This window comes from Litorilituus sediminis (genome assembly GCF_004295665.1).
GTDB lineage: Bacteria > Pseudomonadota > Gammaproteobacteria > Enterobacterales > Alteromonadaceae > Colwellia > Colwellia sediminis.
This window is the reverse complement of sequence record NZ_CP034759.1, coordinates 2,647,359-2,669,190: the sequence shown is the minus strand read 5'-3', so window position 1 is coordinate 2,669,190 and position 21,832 is coordinate 2,647,359. Positions and strand designations below refer to the sequence as shown.

The 21,832-nt window shown below is 39.8% G+C and carries 12 protein-coding genes; 7 read left to right on the top strand and 5 right to left on the bottom strand.

The genetic code is table 11. From position 1 onward, the window contains the following. The first annotated feature begins 134 nt into the window (after positions 1-134). Positions 135-1,046 carry a substrate-binding periplasmic protein gene (locus tag EMK97_RS11885; RefSeq protein WP_130602442.1) on the top strand — a complete coding sequence of 304 codons (912 nt, stop codon included), beginning with the start codon at positions 135-137 and terminating at the stop codon, positions 1,044-1,046. Between the two features lie 157 nt (positions 1,047-1,203). Here EMK97_RS11885 and polA read toward each other — a convergent pair whose 3' ends face one another. Further along, positions 1,204-3,981 carry a DNA polymerase I gene (polA, locus tag EMK97_RS11880; RefSeq protein WP_130602440.1) on the bottom strand — a complete coding sequence of 926 codons (2,778 nt, stop codon included), beginning with the start codon at positions 3,979-3,981 and terminating at the stop codon, positions 1,204-1,206. Between the two features lie 597 nt (positions 3,982-4,578). On the opposite strand from polA, the gene EMK97_RS11875 reads away from it, so the two are divergent. Beyond that, on the top strand, positions 4,579-5,016 hold the full coding sequence (locus tag EMK97_RS11875) for a DUF4399 domain-containing protein (protein ID WP_130602438.1): 438 nt from the start codon (positions 4,579-4,581) through the stop codon (positions 5,014-5,016). Between the two features lie 31 nt (positions 5,017-5,047). Here EMK97_RS11875 and EMK97_RS11870 read toward each other — a convergent pair whose 3' ends face one another. After that, on the bottom strand, positions 5,048-6,073 hold the full coding sequence (locus EMK97_RS11870) for an AraC family transcriptional regulator (protein ID WP_130602436.1): 1,026 nt from the start codon (positions 6,071-6,073) through the stop codon (positions 5,048-5,050). Positions 6,074-6,236: 163 nt separating this feature from the next. Between EMK97_RS11870 and EMK97_RS11865 the strand changes: the two genes are divergently transcribed. Together EMK97_RS11865 and EMK97_RS11860 are read left to right on the top strand one after the other, a co-directional pair. Next, entirely contained in the window at positions 6,237-7,382 is a 1,146-nt protein-coding gene (locus EMK97_RS11865) for an FAD-dependent monooxygenase (protein WP_130602434.1), read from the top strand. 50 nt (positions 7,383-7,432) lie between these two features. Beyond that, positions 7,433-7,885 carry a hypothetical protein gene (locus EMK97_RS11860; RefSeq protein WP_130602432.1) on the top strand — a complete coding sequence of 151 codons (453 nt, stop codon included), beginning with the start codon at positions 7,433-7,435 and terminating at the stop codon, positions 7,883-7,885. A 55-nt stretch (positions 7,886-7,940) separates the two neighbouring features. Here EMK97_RS11860 and EMK97_RS11855 read toward each other — a convergent pair whose 3' ends face one another. From EMK97_RS11855 to EMK97_RS11840, 3 genes are all read right to left on the bottom strand, one after another. Next, entirely contained in the window at positions 7,941-10,580 is a 2,640-nt protein-coding gene (locus tag EMK97_RS11855; protein WP_246028775.1) for a TonB-dependent receptor, read from the bottom strand. A 268-nt stretch (positions 10,581-10,848) separates the two neighbouring features. Beyond that, positions 10,849-12,204, bottom strand: coding sequence for a glutathione-disulfide reductase (gorA, locus tag EMK97_RS11850; protein ID WP_130602430.1), 1,356 nt, complete (start codon positions 12,202-12,204; stop codon positions 10,849-10,851). Between the two features lie 384 nt (positions 12,205-12,588). After that, the gene (locus EMK97_RS11840) at positions 12,589-17,160 is read right to left on the bottom strand and encodes an EAL domain-containing protein (protein WP_246028774.1); all 4,572 of its coding nucleotides are present in this window, start codon (positions 17,158-17,160) and stop codon (positions 12,589-12,591) included. Between the two features lie 254 nt (positions 17,161-17,414). On the opposite strand from EMK97_RS11840, the gene prlC reads away from it, so the two are divergent. The 3 genes from prlC (at position 17,415) to EMK97_RS11825 (ending at position 21,827) form a co-directional block, all read left to right on the top strand. Next, positions 17,415-19,472: an oligopeptidase A gene (prlC, locus tag EMK97_RS11835; RefSeq protein WP_130602428.1), complete on the top strand. Its 2,058-nt coding sequence runs from the start codon at positions 17,415-17,417 to the stop codon at positions 19,470-19,472. An 11-nt stretch (positions 19,473-19,483) separates the two neighbouring features. Further along, positions 19,484-20,188 (top strand): DNA-3-methyladenine glycosylase I, encoded by a 705-nt coding sequence (locus EMK97_RS11830; protein WP_130602426.1) that lies wholly within the window; start codon positions 19,484-19,486, stop codon positions 20,186-20,188. A 76-nt stretch (positions 20,189-20,264) separates the two neighbouring features. After that, complete coding sequence (locus EMK97_RS11825) at positions 20,265-21,827, top strand: MBOAT family O-acyltransferase (RefSeq protein ID WP_130602424.1); 1,563 nt, start codon at positions 20,265-20,267, stop codon at positions 21,825-21,827. Positions 21,828-21,832 lie beyond the last annotated feature (5 nt).

Below are 21,832 nucleotides of genomic sequence, written 5' to 3'. Positions count from 1 at the left end.
TTACTATAACTAAGCCAGTATTTTGGCGAAATAAATGCTTAAGGCTATAGTTAAATATTATTAGCTTTATTTTAAGAGCACTTAAATGAAACTACTTACCCTCAGTAATAAACTAACGGAATAGGGTGATTAAAATGAGGCTTATCTTAGCTATCTATTTACTCATCTACTTAATATCTAGCCCGAGCTTAGCAAACGAAACTAGCCTCAAGGTCAGTTATTTTAAGGATGGCACTGAATACACCGTCTTAGGAGAAAAAACCGCACAAGGCTATCGTTTTAACGCTGACTCTAACAAAGTACTTAATCTGGCAACATTAAATTGGCCGCCTTATATTAGTGAAGAAGTCTGTAATAAGGGCTGGGTATTTCAGCTAACCGTAGCACTGTTAGTTAGCAAAGGTTATCAGGTCAATATTCACTTTTTCCCATGGGCTCGTTCGGTAAAACTTGTCGAGCAAGGCGATATGGATATTTTATTTCCTGAATACTTTATTGAGAGTTCAGCACCATCTGATGTTATTCAAGGGAAAAAGCGCCGCGAGTTATTAGCGCTATCTAATCGCTTTACTGGCGGTGAATTAGCCTTATTAAAACGTAAAGGCGATCCCTTCCAGTTAGAGCCTAATTTAAGCAACCTGAAAGGGAAAATGATTGGCGTTGTTCGTGGCTATCAAAATACACCAGAATTTGATGCCATGATGGACAGCGACCAGTTTTCTACCATAGATGCTGTTGATGAATTGCAACTAATGAAGTTATTAGTGGCCAAACGTGTGCGCTTAATTGTTGGCGATCCAGAAGTGTTTAATTTCAGCGTTAATTACTCAGAGCTTTCTAACCGTAATAAACAGGCGCTGCTTAACGGCGTAGAACAAGTAAAACCTGCGTTAAAATACAATCACTTATATTATGCTGTCAGCAATAAATACCCTAACTGGCATACCTTGCTTGATGATATCAATTTAGCTTTAATTGAATTTAAACAAAGTGGTGAAACAGATCGCATAGTTAACTTAGGTAGTGGCTGCGAACTCGACTTCTAGCATGGTAAAAACTGAAGATAAAAAAAGGCTGCCCACGTTATTCCTCTCCGAGAATAAGTGCAGCAGCCAAACATGAAACACGCGATGTAATCGGGAAAACCACCACGCATTATATATGACCATTAATTGTACAATTTAGTTTCAAATAATTTGAAGGTTAATGTGCTTCATCCCAATTATCACCCATGCCTGCCTCAGCAATTAAAGGCACGCTAAGCTCAGCAGCGTTATTCATTAATTCAACCAGCTTTTGCGTGGTCTCTTCCACTATATCTTGATGAATTTCAAAGATAAGTTCATCATGCACTTGCATGGTCATTTTTATTCTATCGTCTGCTTGCTCTTGTAACCAAGTATCAACTGCTAGCATAGCTTTCTTAATAATATCAGCCGCTGTACCTTGCATTGGGGCATTGATAGCAGCACGCTCTGCGGCCTTTTTACGCATACCATTGCGGGCATTAATATCAGGTAAATATAAACGTCTACCATAAATGGTTTCTACGTAACCTTGACTACTCGCCTGTTCACGCGTTTCTTCCATATAAGTCAAAACACCCGGATAGCGCTTAAAGTACATGTCCATATATTCTTGCGCTTGATTACGACCTATATGTAATTGCTTAGCTAAACCAAAAGCTGACATACCATAAATCAAACCAAAGTTAATCGCTTTAGCGCTACGACGTTGTTCGCTAGTTACTTGATCTAGCGGCACAGCAAAAATTTCCGCCGCGGTGGCTTTATGGATATCTTTACCTTCACTAAAGGCTGTCACTAGCCCTTTATCATTAGATAAATGCGCCATAATGCGCAATTCAATTTGCGAGTAATCTATCGCCACTATCTTATGATCTTTTGGCGCGATAAAGGCTTGACGAATTTTTCGCCCTTGTTCGCTACGAATTGGAATATTTTGTAAATTTGGCTCTGTCGACGATAAACGCCCTGTCGCAGTAACTGCTTGATGATAAGAAGTATGTAAGCGACCACTTCTGCTGCTAACCATTAATGGCAGTTTGTCGGTATAAGTAGACTTCAATTTACTTAAACCACGATTCTCCAATATCACTTTCGGTAATGGGTAGTCTAACGCCAACTCTTGCAACACTTCTTCAGCAGTTGATGGCGCCCCTTTAGGCGTTTTTTTGATGACCGGAATCTTTAAATCTTCAAAGAGAATTTTTTGCAACTGCTTAGGCGAACTTAGGTTAAAGCTTTGTCCAGCAAGGTTATGTGCTTCAATTTCTAACGCAGCTAATCTTTGCCCTAGGCTTTGGCTTTGCTCTGCCAATAAATCGCTATCAATTAATACGCCACCTTGTTCCATACGTGCTAACACTGGCAGTAAAGGCATTTCAATGTCATTAAATACCGCTAATTGCTCTGATAATTGCTCAAGGGCAGGGAATAAAGCTAAGTGTAACCTTAAGGTAATATCAGCATCTTCTGCGGCATAGTGTCCTGCTTTTTCAATATCAATTTGATTAAAGGTAAGTTGTTTCGCGCCTTTACCTGCAATATCTTCAAAGTGAACGGTTTTATGATCTAAATACTTCTCTGCTAACGCATCCATATTGTGGCGCGTGGCAATACTGTTAAAGCAATAAGACTCAATCATAGTATCAAAGGCAATACCTTGAACCTCAATATCATAATGACTTAATACATTAATATCGTATTTAAGGTTCTGACCTATTTTTAATATTTCAGTACTTTCTAATAGTGGCTTTAACTGTGCTAACACCCAATCACGTGATAATTGCTCTGGTGCGCCAACATAATCATGAGCAACCGGCACATAAGCCGCCTTGCCTGGTTCGCAAGCAAAAGATAAACCAACCAATTCCGCTTGCATGTAATCAATACTGGTGGTTTCAGTATCAAAGGCAAAACGTTTTGATTCTTTCAATTTAGCTAGCCAGGTTAGAAATTCGTCTTGATTATAAATAATCTGGTATTGAGTTTCGCTAACCTCAACTGCCTGTACTATCACTTCATCACTAGTACTTGCTTTTGCTTGTTTTGGTTTAGCTTTACTTGTTTCTTGTGGCTCAGAATCAGAACTCCCTGTTAGCTCAGCTAATAAGCGTCGTAATTCAAAGGTCTGATATAGCTCAGTCAACTTTTCAACATCAGCTGCTGTTGGTTGCAGTTGCTCAGCAGTTTGCTCAAGCTCTACATCACATTTAATGGTCGCTAATTGATAAGACAAGGGCAACTGCTCAAGGGCATCACGTAGATTCTCACCTATTTTGCCTTTAACTTTGTCGGCATTAGCAATCACACCTTCAAGCGTGCCATGCTCTGTCAGCCACTTTACTGCGGTTTTAGGGCCACATTTTACAACACCTGGTATGTTATCGACTTTGTCACCCATTAACGCTAAATAATCAATAATTTGCTCAGGTTTAACGCCAAACTTCTCAATAACACCGTCAACATCAAGTTCTACATTAGTCATAGTGTTGATCAAGCGAACATGCTCTGTGACTAATTGCGCCATGTCCTTATCACCAGTTGAAATAACCGTTTCTATACCTTGCTCACTGGCTTGTTTTGCTAGTGTGCCAATAACATCATCAGCTTCTACGCCAGGCACAACCAGTAAAGGCAAGCCCATGGCTTCAATAATTTCATGCAGCGGTGCAATTTGGCTACGTAAATCATCCGGCATGGGTGGCCTATTTGCTTTGTACTCTGGGTACATATCACTTCTAAAGGTTTTACCTTTAGCATCAAATACCACCACAACATTACCGTTTGGGTAATCTTTTTTTAAGCTGCGGATCATATTAAGTACACCCGTAATTGCCCCGGTTGGCTGGCCACTGGCCGTTGATAACGCCTGCAAGTAAGGAACGTGATATGCCCTGAATAAATAAGAAGAACCGTCAACTAAAATAAGCGGTGATAGGTTTGCTGAATTTGACATAAGAGAGAGCTAAATTTATTAAAAATGACTAGAAGTGATAAGCATGCCACAAAGCAGGGTCTGCCACCACTTTCTTCGCTTGCTTTATTAAGCCTGCCTGTGGATAACCTTGTGAACAGGCACAAAAAATCGCCAAAATAGATTTTAACTCTATTTTGCTTATTTTGTTTTATCACTATGATTTAGTTAGAAAAATACATGTACCTATGTCCTTCGGTACTTATTTTTTTTATTTTTATTTAGTGTGGATAAAAAGTATTATCCGCGTCATTCTTGATTGGGTAAAAAGTAATCAACTGAAAATAACGAGCTAAGAGATTATCAGAATTGGCTGTGATTACCAGCGTATTATTAAACTTTTTTTAAAGAAAAATTACAGCTGCAAATAACAAAAAAACATAAGCGAGTAATACTAGTATCTAGCAACTGTTCAACCAGTCAGATGAAATTAATAGTGAAAGTTTTCTTAATAAACTTTATTTTTTAGTAGCGATAAAGCTAGCCTTAAAATTGACAGCTAGCCGTTACCCCGCTACCTTTAGCGCTTAATAATAAATGCTCTATGACGGAGCCAAAATACTTGCAAGGAGTTATTCAATGTACAAATACGCCAAACTAGCCCTATTATCAATCGCACTTAGTCCTGCCGCTTTTGCTTATGACAACCATAAAACCAGCATGCCACAATCAGTAGCACCAGAATCAGCGCAAGCTTATATTATTTCACCAAAAGATGGCGCCACTGTCAGTGAAACTTTTACGGTAAAGTTTGGCTTAAAGAACATGGGCGTTTCACCTGCTGGCTTGAAAAAGAAACACACAGGCCATCATCATTTATTAGTTGATGCCAAAGAGTTACCACCGTTAGATCGCCCATTAGGCAGTGATGTTAAGCACTTTGGCGGCGGACAAACTGAAACCCAATTAACATTACCTAAAGGTGAGCACACTTTACAGCTAATCTTAGGTGATCATATGCATATACCACATAGCCCAGCTGTGGTTTCTGAAAAAATTACCATTACAGTTAAGTAAAGATATATACAAATCCACTTAAAGAAGTGTGCTAGCACACTTCTTCTTTTAAGCGCTGACGAAGTTGACTCGGTGTGACAGCAAACCAACGTTTAACAGCACGATTAAAAATACTCGGCTCAGCAAAGCCACAAGCATCACTGACCTGAGCAATACTTAGTTCATTATCTGCCAACAAGTTTTGTGCTAGCGCTATCTTTTCTTGCTCTACTAGTTCTCTAAAATTTGTCCCTTGCTGCTCAAGTAAGTCCTTTAACTGCCTGGCAGAAAGCTGACAATGTTGCGCGACATCTTCTAAAACAACATGACCTGAACTCAGCTGCGCTTTAATAAACTGGCCAGCAGCCACAACCACTTCTCTTTGAGCAATATAGGATTTCAAGCTTTTTGCCTGGGCTTGCAAAATAGAATTAAGTTCTTCATTTGCATAGCGAATTGAGTGCGATAACAAGCTAGTATCAAACTTTAAAACATTTTTTTGTGCAGAGAATTTCAGTTTACTGTCAAAAAGCGCTTTATGCATCGTAATATCGTCAGGCTCAGGGTGGGTGAAGTTAACCTCTTTGATATGCCAAGCCCGACCAAGTAAATCTTGTAGCCAATGATGAATCAATAACATGGCATATTCCGCCTGGTGCCTAAATTCTTGATTCGTGCACACAGAAAACTCAAACTCCATATGACACTCTTGCGCAACTTTTTTAACGCTAATTGCGCTACTATCACAAATAAACCATTGATATTTAACAATAGCATCCATAACATCTTCAAAGGTTTTACAGCTCATCACCAAATATGTCAGCATAGTCTGGGAAGTAAGCGGTGTCGCATCCGCTAAACGTAAACCAATATTTTCATCTTGACCATGCTCGGTAAACCATTGCCAAGCGGTTGTAATGGCATCTAACGGCAACCTCACTTTTTCGCTAGCACTTTGCCGGCTTTCATTTGGCAGTAATGCTAATAAGCTTTCAATAGGTAAATTTAGTTTTTTTGACGATTCAATCAGCATATTAACAATGATGTTCGAAGATGATAAAGAAGGAGAAAATTTCATCAATACAAAACCTTACAGTGGATTTTATACAGTATACCCAAACTAAAGCTATTAATGAATTGACTTTTTAGACAGTTTTTGGGCTTTGTAAAGTCTACCGAGTTATTGCTGCTCTTTGCTAACCTATTCAGGTAAATAAGTTTTATTAACATTGGACGTTTTTATGATTTGTCATCATAGTCGAATACTGATTGTCGGCGCAGGTATTGCCGGCTTAGCAACATATCTAGCATTAAAACTTAAAGGGCTAAACGCTGACATTATTGAAAAGCACTCTCAGCTAAGCTCTGAGGCTTTAGGCCTACTACTCACCTCGAATGCTGTCGAAGCAAGTAAAGAACTAGGCATATACGCACAACTGAAAGAACAAGCTTTTATTGTCAATAGCATTCAATATCGCGACGAAAAAAATCGCCTATTAATGGATTTCTCCAAAAACAAGCACTTCCCGGAAAGTGCCGAATTTTTATCTGTGCATAAAGCACAGATACTTAACTCATTGGCAGACTGGCTACCAGAAAACGCTATTCAATTTAATCTCGCTATAGCGGAAATAAAAACCAAAAGCCAAACTACACAGGTTACTTTTACCAATGGCGAGCGTAAAGATTACGATTTAGTGATTGCTGCTGATGGCATCAACTCCTATGTACGTCAGGAATTCTTTAAGCAATCTAGTCTTGTTGACAGTGGTCTTTACTGTACACAGTTGATCCTACCTAAGCCTGTAACTATGCTTCAGGCAAACTACTTTATTGGTAAAGGCCGCGCAGCATCATTACTACCAATTGATAACAATCTACTATATTGCCCATTTGTTTTTAATCAATCACTTATAAAAGAGCATAAACAAGCACTCCCATTAATTAACCAACTCTTTGGTCATTTTAAAGGAAAATTAGCCGATGTTTTACGACGTATAGATAGCAATAGCCAACTGAGCCCTATCACACCATATAAAAGCCTTAATATGAATAGCTGGGTTCATCACAATACGGTATTAATTGGCAATGCAGCTCACACCTTAATACCAACACAACCACAAGGGGCAGCAATCGCGCTAGAAGACTCTGTAGTATTAGCCGACTGCTTAGCCAACTGTGATAACGTGCCATCGGCTCTAAATTCATACCAAGTAAGACGATTTTCCCGTGTTAAGTCGGTGCAAATGGCAGGAGAGCAACGTTTGAAGGCAATTCAACTCAGTCGCTCGAAAGTGGGGCAAATTTTAGTAAGAAATATGATGAAGTTTAATGGTGAAAGACGCTTAAAGAAAGATTGGGCCAAGCTCATATTAGCACCAGCGTAAGCGGCAACATTAATAGCAATTTTATTATCACTTAAACTTCAGGACGCTTTATGTTAGACAAACGCAATTACCGTCGCATGATTAGAACTTTTTGTATCTATGATGTGATCGCTTTATTACCTATGACTATCCCGCTTGCCAACGAACTGCATATTGCCACGCTTGCCCATATTAATGTACTTTTAGGTGGTCAATATTGGCTTGAACCCCAGCTAATCGATCTTATGTTTATTCAGATGTTAGGAATATTAGGTGTAGGCTGGGCTTATTGGCGCTGGCAACATGCTAATAATATTCACTTAGGCCGATTTGAAGGCTACTTAAGGTTGGCTTTCTCTCTGACCTTGATTCAATATAGCCTCACTGGTGCTTACCCACTACTACTTATTTTTGCGGTTATTGACGCTATAGCCACCGTACTACACTTACTGCCCATCAAAACTGACTTAAGCTCAAGCCCCATCAAAAGTACCTTTGATAAACTTGATAGCTACCGCATTTAATGAAAAGCCAGTGCTAAGTGCACTGGCTTTTCTTTACACTGTCAATCATTACTAGTTAAAACTGATAATTCAGTGATACATAACCGCGTTGACCAACCGTGTCATAAGTAAATACATCAGTATTGGCATCATTCCAAGAAGTTAAATATGGCGGTTCTTTATCAAATAAATTATCTATGCCCGCTGAAAGGTATAAGCTATCAGAGTAGCTCCATTTCAGCTGTATATCATGATAAGTAACGCTCGGTACAGAACGACCAATTGGACCACCACCGTTTTCATCATCCGCTTCACCAATGTAGCGAATACTATAAGCGAATTGCCAAACATCAAAACTTGCCGTTAAGTTAAGGTTTGATTTCCACTCGGCGAAGCTACCACGATCTGCAGTGATTTTACCCAGTAGCTCTTCTGTTTCCGCGCCGGCAAAAGCAGTATTCTCATGGGTAAGTAAATGTGTGGTATTCCAGTTTGCTCCAAATAATACCGAATCAAACTGCGCCTTATAACTGACATTAACATCAACACCAGCAACTTCTTCGCTAGCAGCATTCATTGGACGCTTTAACAATGAGGTGACTTGTTTGTTTACTGGATCACGCTGAAAATTATTACAATAGGCCTGATAGGCTACCGGATCGCTATAACATAAACGCAACATATTTGAGCCTGCAACCGAGTTAATGGCATTATCAATTTCAATATCAAAGTAATCTAAGGTAATTGATAAATCTTCCGCAAAGCCAGCTTGCCACACCATACCTAAGGTAAAGGTATCAGCCGTTTCTGGCTCTACTTCTGGGTTACCACCGACACCTGTTTTAATGGTTGAACCTTGTTGAGCAAAGTCAGCTGGCACGCCATCTGCGAGGCAATTTTTTAAAATAGTACCTGTAGCGCCATCACAAGGGTCAATAGTGATAAGGTTTTCGGTATTAGTGCCACCAAAAAGCTCTGTGATAGTTGGCGTTCTAAACGCGGTTGATTTTACCGAGCGTAACATAAAATTATCAGTAACTTGCCACGTTAAGCCAAGTTTATGAGTGGTATCTGAGCCAAAGGTTGAGTAATCCGAATAACGTAGCGCTACTTCTGCATGTAAGCTTTTTGCCCACGCTTTATCACTAATGATAGGAACAGCAAACTCAACAAAAGCTTCATTTACATCATAACTACCTGAAATTGGGTCTTCTTCACCATTTAAATGCGCAATAGCATCAGGTGTTCGCCAGCCTTGCTCTTTTCTATGCTCAACGCCTGCAGCAAAAGATAAGTAGCCATCACTTAACGCCATCAAATCACCATTAAGCTGAGCTTGAAATGCTTGCATTTCGTTACCACCGCTGCCTTCACGTTGGTAGGTTACGTAATCAAGTACCTGGGGTGATAGCTCATAAGCGCCAAAATAATCACCACAAGGAATAGCGGCATCAGCAGCCACACTACACACTGAAGCATCTAAGGTTTGTTCTACCCGCTCATCATTCATATCGTAACTCCAGCCATCAATGCCGGTATTACGCCCGTAGCTGTAACTTAACAGCCATGACCAATCATTTGGCAAGACACCTGTTAGCGCTAGGCTAGACTGCAAGGTATTGGTTTCTTGATAAAATTCTGGATCCGCCACTTCAACATTTCGGCGGCTTTTCAGCACGAGATCTTGCCCTGTCGGGTTATAAACAAAGTCTTTACTAACGCTGATATTTTTGAAACTACGCGGCGTCACTATTTGGCTAGATTGTCGATTGGCATAAATCACTTCAGCTGAAAGCTTAACATCATCATTAATATCGTAATTAAGCATAGAGGCGATATTCAAGCGCTTCATTGGGCTATAAGAATTTAACGATTCAAACCAGTTATAGCCATGTTTAGCATTGCTGTAGGCTTCATAACTATTACCATCACCATTAGGATCTTGGTTAAATTGCACTTCAGAGCCATCAGCTAAACTAGCTCGACCACCTATAGTACGGCCTGAATAAAAACACTCCAGCTTGCCATCTTCTTCGGTTAACGGACAAGTATTACGGGCAGATTGTAAAACGCTGCCATTATCAACATAGTTAATGTTTAAAATAGCATTACCACGATCAAAGTTACCACCTAACAACAAGTTAGCTTCTTTGTTTTTACCATCACCTTCAGCTGTCATACCGCCTTTAGCAGAGAACTCGCCACCAGAAAAAAACTGCTTAGTGATAATATTAACCACGCCAGCAACGGCATCAGCACCGTAAATGGCAGAAGCACCATCGGTAAGCACTTCAATACGCTCAATGAGTGCCACAGGGATCATGTTTAAATCTGGGCTGTCATTGGCACCAGTACCGCCAGCAACGAGGCGACGACCATTAAGCAAAGTTAAAGTACGTTTGATACCTAAGCCGCGTAAGTTAATTTGCGCGGTGGCATAACCATTACTTGTCCAATAGGCGTTGGTGGCATTACCCGCAGGGCCCGCCGATACGGTAAGTTCTTGCAACAATTCTTCAACATTAGATAAGCCTGACATAGCAATATCGGCAGCTTCAATAACAGTGACTGGGCTTGCCGATTCTAAATCAAGGCGTTTAATTTTTGAGCCAGTCACTTCAATACGTTCAATTGACTCTTCTTGTGCAATGGCAGGTGTAGCAATGGAGAGAGCTGCTGCACAGCTAAGGAAAACTCTAGATTTTTTATACATCATATTTCACACTTTTTATCTAAACAACGAAATCCGTCGTAGTATATGTGCAAAGTAATGAATAGCCGTGCGACATTAGGTCGCACTTTGGCTAATGCTTGATATTTGTTAACGGTTATTTGATGTAAATCATATGTTTAAAGGTGATATTTCAACCTTTGTGACTGACCGAAAAATTAATGGATAAAAAAAAAGCAACTATGATGATCATAAGTTGCTCTTAGCATTTATCTATAGGCACACATTAACTGTGCCATATTTGCGGTTCGGTTTAAGTGAGGGTTACAAACTCTTCAGCCGAAGTTGGATGAATCGCCACAGTATTATCAAAATCAGCTTTAGTCGCGCCCATTTTCATGGCAACGGCAAAGCCTTGTAATAATTCATCACTGCCAAAGCCTATGCTGTGAATGCCAACAATGCGCTCTTCTTTACCCACGCATATCAGCTTCATACGAGTAGGATCTCTATGCTCTTCTGTTATCGCTTGGTATAAAGCGTTAAATTGCGACTTATACACTTTCACCTGCTCTTCACCATATTCAGCAATAGCTTCTTTTTCCGTTAAACCTACCGTGCCGATAACCGGGTGGCTAAATACTACCGTAGCAATATCGTTATAATCTAAATGCTCATAAGGTTTATTATTAAATAAGCGCTCACATAAACGTCTACCTGCGGCAACAGCCACTGGTGTTAACTGGGCACGGCCTGTGTTATCACCAACAGCATAAATACCCTCAACCTTAGTGTTTTGATACTTATCGGTGGGAATAAAGCCACGCTCATCTAATTCAATACCTGCTAAATCAAGATTGATATTATCTGTCGCCGGCTCGCGACCTATTGCCCATACCAGCTTTTCAACAGGGCCTATGGTGTTGCCGCTAGTTAGGTGTACCATTAAGCTGCCATCAGCGAGCTTTTCGATACGCTCAGGTGTACTGTGATTATGTAAAGTTGGGCCATGCTTTGCCATTTGCTCAACTAGGGTGTCACTTAACATGTCATCAAAACCACGTAGTGGCTTTTCTTTACGCACCAATAAATGAGATTCAGTACCTAAGGCATGAAAAACACCAGCAAGCTCTACGGCAATATAACCAGCACCTACCACAGCAACTGATTTAGGTTGTTCTTGTAAGGCAAAAAAGCCATCAGAATCGATACCATATTCCGCCCCTTCAATATCAGGGATGGCTGGTCTACCACCTGTGGCAATAGTAATATGATCAGCGGTATAGCGAGTGCCATCAACTTCTACCGTGTTCTTATTAACAAACTTAGCAAAACCTTGAATAACAGTGACTTGGTTAGCATCAAAGCCACGCTGATAAGCAGCATGAATTCGCTCAATATAGGCTTCTCTGTTTTTGACTAAACGTGCCCAGTCAAACTCAGCTACTTTTGCATTAAAACCATAGTCATGGGCATATTTTAGTGCGTCACTTATTTGTCCGGCGTACCACATGGCTTTTTTCGGTACACAACCCACATTGACGCAGGTACCGCCAATATATTTTGCTTCGATAACCGCTGCTTTTTTACCTAGCTTGGCAGCTCTATTTGCCGAAGCAATACCACCACTACCAGCACCTATGGCTAAATAGTCAAAATGTTGAGTCATAATTCTTTTCCGTTGCTTGTAATATGTTTTATATGGGTACAGCACATACGCTATTCAAGTTAGTATTCAGTTATACCAAGTTAATTAAGTATTTGATCATTTAGCGAGAATTAAAAGGCTTATAAGCAAGGCGCTAATTGCAAATAATGGTTATTCAGGAGAATATGCTCCTGCATTCTCTAATAAGCTGCATCCATGCAGCGTCCTTGTTAAAATTAGCAACGCTGGGTATAAGCCTTTTAAACTCGCCCTTTGGGAGTTCAAGAATAACATGATAACTGCACAATATTTATTTGATGTAGAACGACTATATCTTCATAAATCTTGTTGGTTCTAATGCTATTCTTGTAACTCTAAGTGACTAAATATTTAATCAAATTGGTATTAAAGAGTAGGCGTGGTGTTTACTTCGGTTTTGTTTATTTGAATACCACGTAAAACATCTGTCTCTTCAATCGGCTTTGAATACAGGAAGCCTTGAATATAATGACAGCCTTTATCGACTAAATATTGCAACTGCTGCTCAGTTTCAACGCCCTCAGCAATACAATGCATATTTAGTCGCTCTGCCAGTACCAAAGTAGTATCAACAATGGCTTCATCGGCATCACTCTGACCTATGCCAGAGACAAAGCTACGATCAATTTTAATAACATCTAGCGGTAAGTTTTTTAAATAAGATAATGACGAAAAACCCGTACCGAAGTCATCTAAGGCGAGGGTCACCCCTAGTTCAGCTAATGCTCGCATCGAACTAATTGCTTTTTCTGGCTCAGAAATAAAAGCACTTTCGGTTACCTCTATTTTCAAAGCATTGGCTGGTAAATCAAATTCTTTTAATAATTGCTCAACATAGCCAACAAAGGAGTCTTTAGCAAAATGTTGCGCAGCAAGGTTTACCGATAAATATAGGTCATTTCTATGTAATAACCATTGCTTCAATGCTTTAATGCCACGATGCAAGGCAGCCTCAGTCATAGGCACAATCAAACCAATTTCTTCGGCAAGTGGAATAAAGTTATTCGGAGTAACAAGACCATCAGGGGCATGCCAACGTAACAGTAACTCAAAGCCTACCGCTTTACCTGTATGGGCATTAATTATTGGCTGATAGTAATTAACAAACTCATCATTTTTTAGAGCGAGCTTTAACTTAGATTCTTTTTCCAGTCGCGCTTTGGCTTCAACATTCATTTGCGCAGTAAAAAATTGGAAGGTATTTCGTCCAAGTTGCTTGGCGTGATACATAGCAACATCAGCATTGCGTAATAATAAATCAGAACTAGTCGCATCTTCTGGATACAAGGCAATGCCAATACTCGCCCCAACACTGACGGTGTTGTTATATAAAACTATCGACTTACCAACACTATCAATTACTTTCTGCGCAATATGGCTTAATTGATTGTTATTACTAAACGACTCTAATAACACCACAAATTCATCACCACCGATGCGCGCTACGGTATCATCTTGTCTTAATACTGAAGTTAATCTTTTAGTAACCTCTTTAAGTAATAAGTCGCCATAATCATGGCCTAATGAGTCATTTATCTGTTTGAACTTATCTAAATCTATAAAAAATAGCGCAATAGAACGATTATTTCTTTCCGACTGATCGATAGCATGCTTAATACGCTCTAATAATAACGAACGATTAGGTAGGCCTGTTAAATGATCATAATTTGCTAACAACCTTAATTCTTGCTCAGCAGTTTTTTGCGCACTTATATCTGTTAGCACCAAAATATAGTGTAACGCCTGATTGTAGTTGTTCTTGCCAACACTAATATTCACAATAACATGATATTGCTCACCGTCATTATTAGTAATTAGCTCCTCTCCGCGCCAACTATCGCCATAACATAGCGACTTCAGTAATTGCCGATAAAAAATTAACCTTGCCTGGTCAATACCAAGAATATCGGCTTGAAAGGCAAATTCTTCCCCTTGCCAACCAAAGACATCGCGCATGGACTGATTTGCGGTAATTTTTGAAATCCCTTCATCAATAATCAAGACCCAATCCTTGGTGTATTTAAAGGCGTCACCGTAATATTGCGCGCGCTCCTCATTAGCACGTGTTTCGGTAATATTAGTGTAAGAGCCAGTTATTCTTATTGGTTGACCTGCTTGATTAAGGGTGACAATCTTGCCTAAATCTTTATACCAAAGCCATTGGTCATCATGAGACTTTAATCGATAGGTACAGGTAAAGTTTTCATCTTGTTTCGCTCGTTCAATAAAGGCGCGCCACTGACTAGTAAATAATTCTTTATCGTCAGGGTGAATCAAATTAAGGTGTTCAGCAAAAGGATAAAAAAGCGCTTCGTTGGCATAACCTAAATCTGATGAAATCCTTTTACCAAACATTAAGTCATTTTCTGCCTGCCAATCCCATACTTCACTATTACTACCTGTTAGCGCCAATTGTAATCTGTTCTCTCGATACTTCACTTGCTCATGAGCATCCAACAATAATTGCTGTTGTATCTGACGACGGCGATACCAAAACGCTATCACTGAAAAAGCCAACATAAAGTAAAGAATATAGGCCAAAGGAGAACGCCACGGCGGATAACTAACCTGAAAAGTAAGATAGATAGCATCACTGAACTCGCCGGTTTCCGGCTGTAATGCCCGTACTTTTAATTGATGAGTACCAGAAGGTAAGCTAGGAAAGGTAATATGACTTTCTGTGGTTTGCGGATAATTAACCGCTTGATTACCCACTAATCGGTAATCATAAATAATATTGTCATTATGAATATAGGAAAATGTTGAGAAATCAATACGAATGCCAACATCATCATAACGCAAAGGTATAGTGTCATCACTTGCAAAGTTCAGTCGTTCAGGCAAGTTACGCGACAATACTTCAATATCAGTCACTTGCACATGAAAGCCAGTGCGGGTGTTTTCTGCTAGCAATTTAATCGGCTCAAATATACTCACCCCTTCCATAGAGCCATAAGCTAAGCGCTGATCTTGTAGCTTAGTATAAGCCCCAGCATTATATTCTAGCGCAGCAAAGCCATGCTTAGGGGTAAACTGGCGTATATGTAAATTTTCTGGGTTAAGGGTAAACAAGCCTTGATGAGTTGCAAACCATAAATTGCTAGCCTCATCCGCCATGACGCCATAAACATTATTATCAATAATAGAATTGCCGGTATGAAAAAAGTGTTTTAGCTCGTAGCTCTTAGCAGACAAACCAATCAAACCTTTCCCTGAAAAAGCCAACCATAGCGTGTCACCTAATAACTGCCAGGAATCAATATAGGTCCACTCGGTTTCGGCAATATCTGGGTGCTGATACAACGGCTTGGCAACTTGATTGTCAGTATCATATTGCCACAAGGCATTATTAGTAGAAAAAAGTAATTGCTGTGAGTCGGGCAGAGTTCCTAATATGTGCCAGATGATATCTTTACCAAATTGTGAGTTGAGCTCATGTAATTCATCCAGTTTGCCAGTCACTAACGAAATGTTAATTAACGATTTATCATCTAAATACCAAAGGCGCTGCTGCTCATCTAAATAAATTGCATAAGCACTACCTGCTAACCTTTGGTTAATTTGATCTGAAAAGGGTAAATCGATTAACTTTTGCGTGGCAATATCAAATAAAAACACACCAACAGATGTGACTAACCAAAGCCGTTGCTGCTCATCTTCAACAATTTGCACAATATCACTGGCATTATAAACTGACTTAGTTTCTGTCCTGACTAAAAAATGCTTAACCTCTCCCGAGGTTAAATCAATACGATTCAAACCATTCGCTGTTGCCACCCAAAGGGTATTATCATCACCTTTTTGCTGATGAACATGGCTAACAATATTATTACTTAAACTGTTAACGCCATAACGCTTAAAGCGATAATTTTTCACTAAAGTTCGCTTAGAGTTCCAAGTAAATACTCCCAGTGAATTTGAACCCAGCCAAAATGTCCCTTGGCGATCAATTAACAGCGAAATAATAGTATTGTCGGTAATATGCTCTGAGCCATCGGCTAAACCAAACAGAAATTCGCTGCTATTATCACTAAGATTGACAACAGATAAGCCCTTATCGCTACTGATATAAAGTGCATCTTGATATTGAAACAGCTGCCAAACCGACAAGCTTTCAATTAATAGCTCGTACTCTGGTAAGATTATATCTTGCTGAAAATATTCATCTATATCTCTAATATCTAAACTAAATAAGCCATCGTTAGTGCCGAAATACAGTACATCTTGATAAGTAGTGATAACATAAGTTTTACTTGCATTGCTAAAGTCCACAGCTTGAGCAGAGGTTAATGCTTCAGATACCAATGGCAAAGCTTTCCATTGCTCTTTTTTAATATGATAAGCAAACAGGCCAACGCGCGTAGCAAAATAGATGACGCCCTTATATAAGTTTATTTTATAGATGCTGTCGAGGTTTGTTAACTTGCCACTTAAATCAACAACCCGTTGATAATCTTTAGTTTTTTTATTAAATAATATCAAGCTCTTGGAGGTAGCAATCCATGCTTGATTATTTTCCCCCTCCAAAACATCAACAATAAAATGCTCACTGTTAAAGGGGTCTTTGGCAAAAATCAATTCATACTGATTACTGGTAACATCAAGCGTATAAAGCCCTTTGCCTACCACATTGAGCCACATTAGTCCTTGGCTATCTTGCTTGATCATAACGCCAGCAAAAGCGCTAAAATCACCATCAGGTCCAGCTAAATGCTTGACCTTATAACCATCGTAAATATCAATACCATTTTCAGTACCTAACCAAATATAGCCTTGCTGATCTTGAAATATGGTATTAATAGTGCCTTGAGATAAGCCATCAGTAACAGATAGCTTGCCCAACATCACTTGCTCAACTTTACCATAGGCATCAAATATCATGCTGCTAAACACTAGCAACAAATACATGACAACTTTTGATAAAACTTGATACGGCATCAAACTAAGCGAACAACTCGGGTCTGTTTAGATAAATTTCATTGTGTGCCAATTTAGCAGCTAGTGCAAATTAATATGCAATAAATAGCCATAATTATCAAAAGGCTAGCTAAATAAAAAGCCCTCTCGATTAATAATAATTATCACTTCTATTTACCACTTTTTTACAGATAAACTGTGAATATGAAAAAAGCCTTGAAAAATCAATAAACGATATTACATCTAAGCTATCACTTAGCAAAAAGATCCCTGTTATGAACCCATTACTTCCTGAAAATGTTTGCCAAAACCAATTACCTGTTTTTTCACAAATTAAACCTGAACATGTTAAACCTGCTGTTGAGCAAGCAATAGCGAAGTGCAAAGCGGTTATTGCTCAAGTACTTGAAGAAAATGAAACCTTTACTTGGGATAACTTGGTTATGCCAGTTGATGAAGCTGACGATATCTTAAGCAAGTTATGGTCGCCGGTTTCACATATGAATTCAGTGGTAAGTAATGATGAATTAAGAGAGGCCTATGAGTCTTGCCTGCCTTTGCTTTCAGAGTACGGCACTTTTGTTGGCCAACACCAACGGCTTTATCAAGCCTATCAGAGCTTAAAAGACAGCGATGAGTTTGCCACCTTAGATACTGCTCAACAAAAAGTGATCACCAATGCCCTTAGGGATTTTAAATTATCAGGTATTGCCTTAAGTGATGAAGACAAACAGCGCTACGGCGAAATTGTAACTCGCCTTTCTGAGTTAAGCTCAAGCTTTAGCAATAATGTTCTCGATGCTACGCACGCTTTTAGCGTCACTATTACCGATGAAAATGAGCTAACAGGCTTACCTGAAAGTGCACTAGCCGCCGCGAAAGCGCTAGCCGAAGCTAAAGAACAATCTGGTTATTTATTTACTTTAGATTTTCCAAGCTATTTGCCTGTAATGATGTATTGCGATAATGAAGCCTTACGTGAAAAGCTTTATACCGCTTTTGTCACTCGCGCATCTGATCAAGGTCCTAACGCTAATGAGTTTGATAACAGCGACATTATGAATGAACTGTTAGCACTACGCCATGAATTAGCGCAGTTGTTAGACTTTGATAATTACGCTGAGCATTCATTGGCAACCAAAATGGCTAACTCAACCAGTGAAGTTATGGCGTTTTTAGAAAACTTAGCGGTAAAATCGCAAGCGCAAGGGCAACAAGACTATCAAGAGCTTATCGACTTTGCTGCAAGCGAGTATAACAAAACCGATCTACAAGCGTGGGATCTGGCCTATTATGGTGAAAAGCTTAAGCAAAGCCGTTATGCCATTTCAGATGAGCAGCTTCGCCCATACTTTCCAAAAGATAAAGTGGTTAGCGGTCTTTTCGAAGTAGTACACAGATTATTCGGCTTAACCATTAAAGAACGAGCTGATGTAGATACTTGGCATAAAGATGTACATTTTTATGATGTCTTTGCCCAAGATGGTAGTTTACGCGGTAGTTTCTATCTAGATTTATACGCCCGCGAGAAAAAACGCGGTGGCGCTTGGATGGATGATTGTGTCGGCAGACGACAGCTCTCTGATGGCTCAGTGCAATTACCTGTCGCTTACTTAACCTGTAATTTTAATGGCCCAGTGGGCGACAAACCGGCGTTATTTACTCATGATGAAGTGGTTACCTTATTCCATGAATTTGGTCATGGCATTCACCATATGCTTAGCCAAATTAATGCCAGTAGCGTTGCCGGCATTAATGGTGTGCCATGGGATGCGGTCGAATTACCAAGCCAATTTTTAGAAAACTGGTGCTGGCAACCAGAGGCACTGGCCTTTATTTCAGGCCACTTTGAAACTGGCGAACCACTACCACAAGCTATGCTAGATAAAATGTTAGCAGCAAAGAACTTTCAATCAGCCATGCAAATGCTACGTCAATTAGAGTTCAGCATTTTTGACTTTACTATGCACGCCAGCTACGACCCTAAAGCCGATAACCAGCAACATATTCAGCAAACCTTAGATAAAGTACGTGAGCAATATGCCGTGGTCAAAGCACCTAGTTTTAACCGCTTCCAGCATGGTTTTAGCCATATTTTTGGTGGAGGTTATGCCGCAGGTTACTACAGCTACAAATGGGCTGAAGTGCTTTCTGCTGATGCTTTTGGTTTATTTGAAGAAAAAGGGATTTTTGATAAAGCAACAGGTAATGCTTTCTTAGAAAATATTCTTGAAAAAGGCGGTAGTGAAGAGCCAAGCGAGCTATTTAAAGCATTCCGTGGTAGAGCACCAGAAATTGACGCTTTACTTCGCCATAGCGGCATTCAAGCATAGAGGGTAAGATAATGGCGCAAGAAAAGTTCACTGAGCTATACCAAAGAGCTGCCAAACGTAAAGGCGGCAAACAAGCATTAGAATTATTACTTGGTGATGCCGCGGATGATCAGCAAGTGGCGCAGCTCACTGATGACAGGATTCTTGCGGTTTTTTCTAAGCAAATCTTCAAATCAGGTTTTGTTTGGCGTGTTGTTGAAAACAAATGGCCTGATTTTGAACAAGTATTTTTCAATTTTGATATTGAAAAAGTATTAATGATGCCCGAAGAAATGTTGGAAAAGAAAGCCAGCGACCCACGTATTATTCGTAACTTTAACAAGGTAAAAACCATTAAAGCCAATGCGCAAATGATGTTCGATCAGCAAATTGATGGCAAAACCAGTTTTGCCCAGTTTATCGCGAATTGGCCAAGCGATGACATTGTCGGCTTATGGGCATGGCTTAAAAAGCATGGTCAACGCCTTGGCGGTAATACAGGCCCTTATTCATTACGTATGCTGGGTAAAGATACCTTTATTTTAAGCTCAGACGTTGAAGCTTACTTAAGAGCACAAAAAATTATAGATGGCGGCCTACACACCAAAGCTAGCCTAAAAGCCGCGCAAAACTACTTTAACCAGCTTAAACAAGAAACAGGTTATAGCCTAGCGCAACTAAGCCAATTAATTGCTTTTGCTGGCGGTGATAATTACGTACAGCTTGAGGAAGCATAAGCTAAAGTTAAAGACAAATTCTTCGATAGCGATTAATATATTGCAAAATTGTTAATCGCCATCACGGAAGAAGTAAGTGTTATTCAATTCAGCTGAATTTATTTTCCTATTTTTACCTATCAGCTTGCTGCTATTTTTTACTGCTGCAAAGCGTTGGGGAAATGAAGCAGCGATAACCAGCCTAGTTGCTTGTTCATTATTCTTTTATGGCTGGTGGAATCCAAGCTATCTACTACTTTTACTTGCATCTATGGCATTTAATTACCACGTAGGTAAGCGCTTAGGTAATAACAATAATAAAAACTTATTAATATTAGGCATTACAGTTAACTTGGCAGCAATTGCCTACTTTAAATATGCTGGCTTTATTGTTTTTAATATTAATGCCTTAACGGGTGCTGAGTGGGATTTAGGCAACATAATTTTACCACTGGCAATTTCCTTTTTTACCTTTCAACAAATCGCCTATTTAGTTGATTCGTACCGCGGCATCACCAAAGAGTACAGCTTTTTACACTACGCATTGTTTGTCGCTTTTTTCCCGCAACTTATTGCTGGCCCGATTGTGCACCACAAAGACATGTTGCCGCAATTTAGCCAAACCAAACGTTATCAACTGAATCATCACAATATCAAAATTGGTCTAACAATATTTGCCATTGGCCTGTTTAAAAAAACCGTACTGGCTGATGGCATAGCTGTTTATGCCAATCCAATATTTTCTGCCGCGGATGCTGGCCAATCCGTCGACTTCTTTAGTGCTTGGGGTGGCACGTTAGCTTATACCTTTCAACTGTATTTTGATTTTTCTGGCTATTCAGATATGGCCATAGGGATTGCCCGACTCTTTGGCATTATTTTGCCACTCAACTTTTACTCACCGTATAAAGCCGCCAATATCTCTGAGTTTTGGCGCCGCTGGCATATTACCCTGTCGCACTTTTTAAGAGACTACCTGTACATAGCATTAGGCGGTAACCGAAGTGGCAAGGTAAAACGATATACTAACTTAGCTATTACTATGTTATTGGGTGGTTTATGGCATGGTGCAGGCTGGAACTTTATTATTTGGGGCGCGCTACATGGTTCATACCTGATGCTTAACCTGGCTTGGCAGGCAATCAAGGCCCAGTATCATATCGCCTTAAATCCAGGCAAGATTTATGTTTTCTTTGCTTGGCTACTAACCTTCTTGGCTGTGATTGTTGGCTGGGTTTTCTTCAGAGCAGTAAGCTTAGACGGCGCCTTAACGATTTTGCAGGGCATGCTAGGGCTTAATGGTATAAGCGTTCCTAACGCCATTTTATCTCGCTTAGGGGAAGCAGGTAACTTATTACAAACTTGGGGTGTTACACCATCACATGGCGGCGCAGTCTTCGTTAAAACCTGGTTGTGGAACATCACTTTATTAGCTTTTGTCTTAACACTGCCGAATGTACAAGACTTATTTGCCAAAGAACAAGGTACATTAAGCAACTACAGCCAAGTTAACGACAATACTTTTTGGCCAACATGGTCTAAGTCAAAAACAATCACTTGGTCTAGCACGACTCGGTGGGCTGCTTTTTCTGGCGCTTGCCTGGCGCTTGGTATACTCACGCTTTCGCAAGTGAGTGAATTTCTTTATTTTCAATTTTAGGGCAA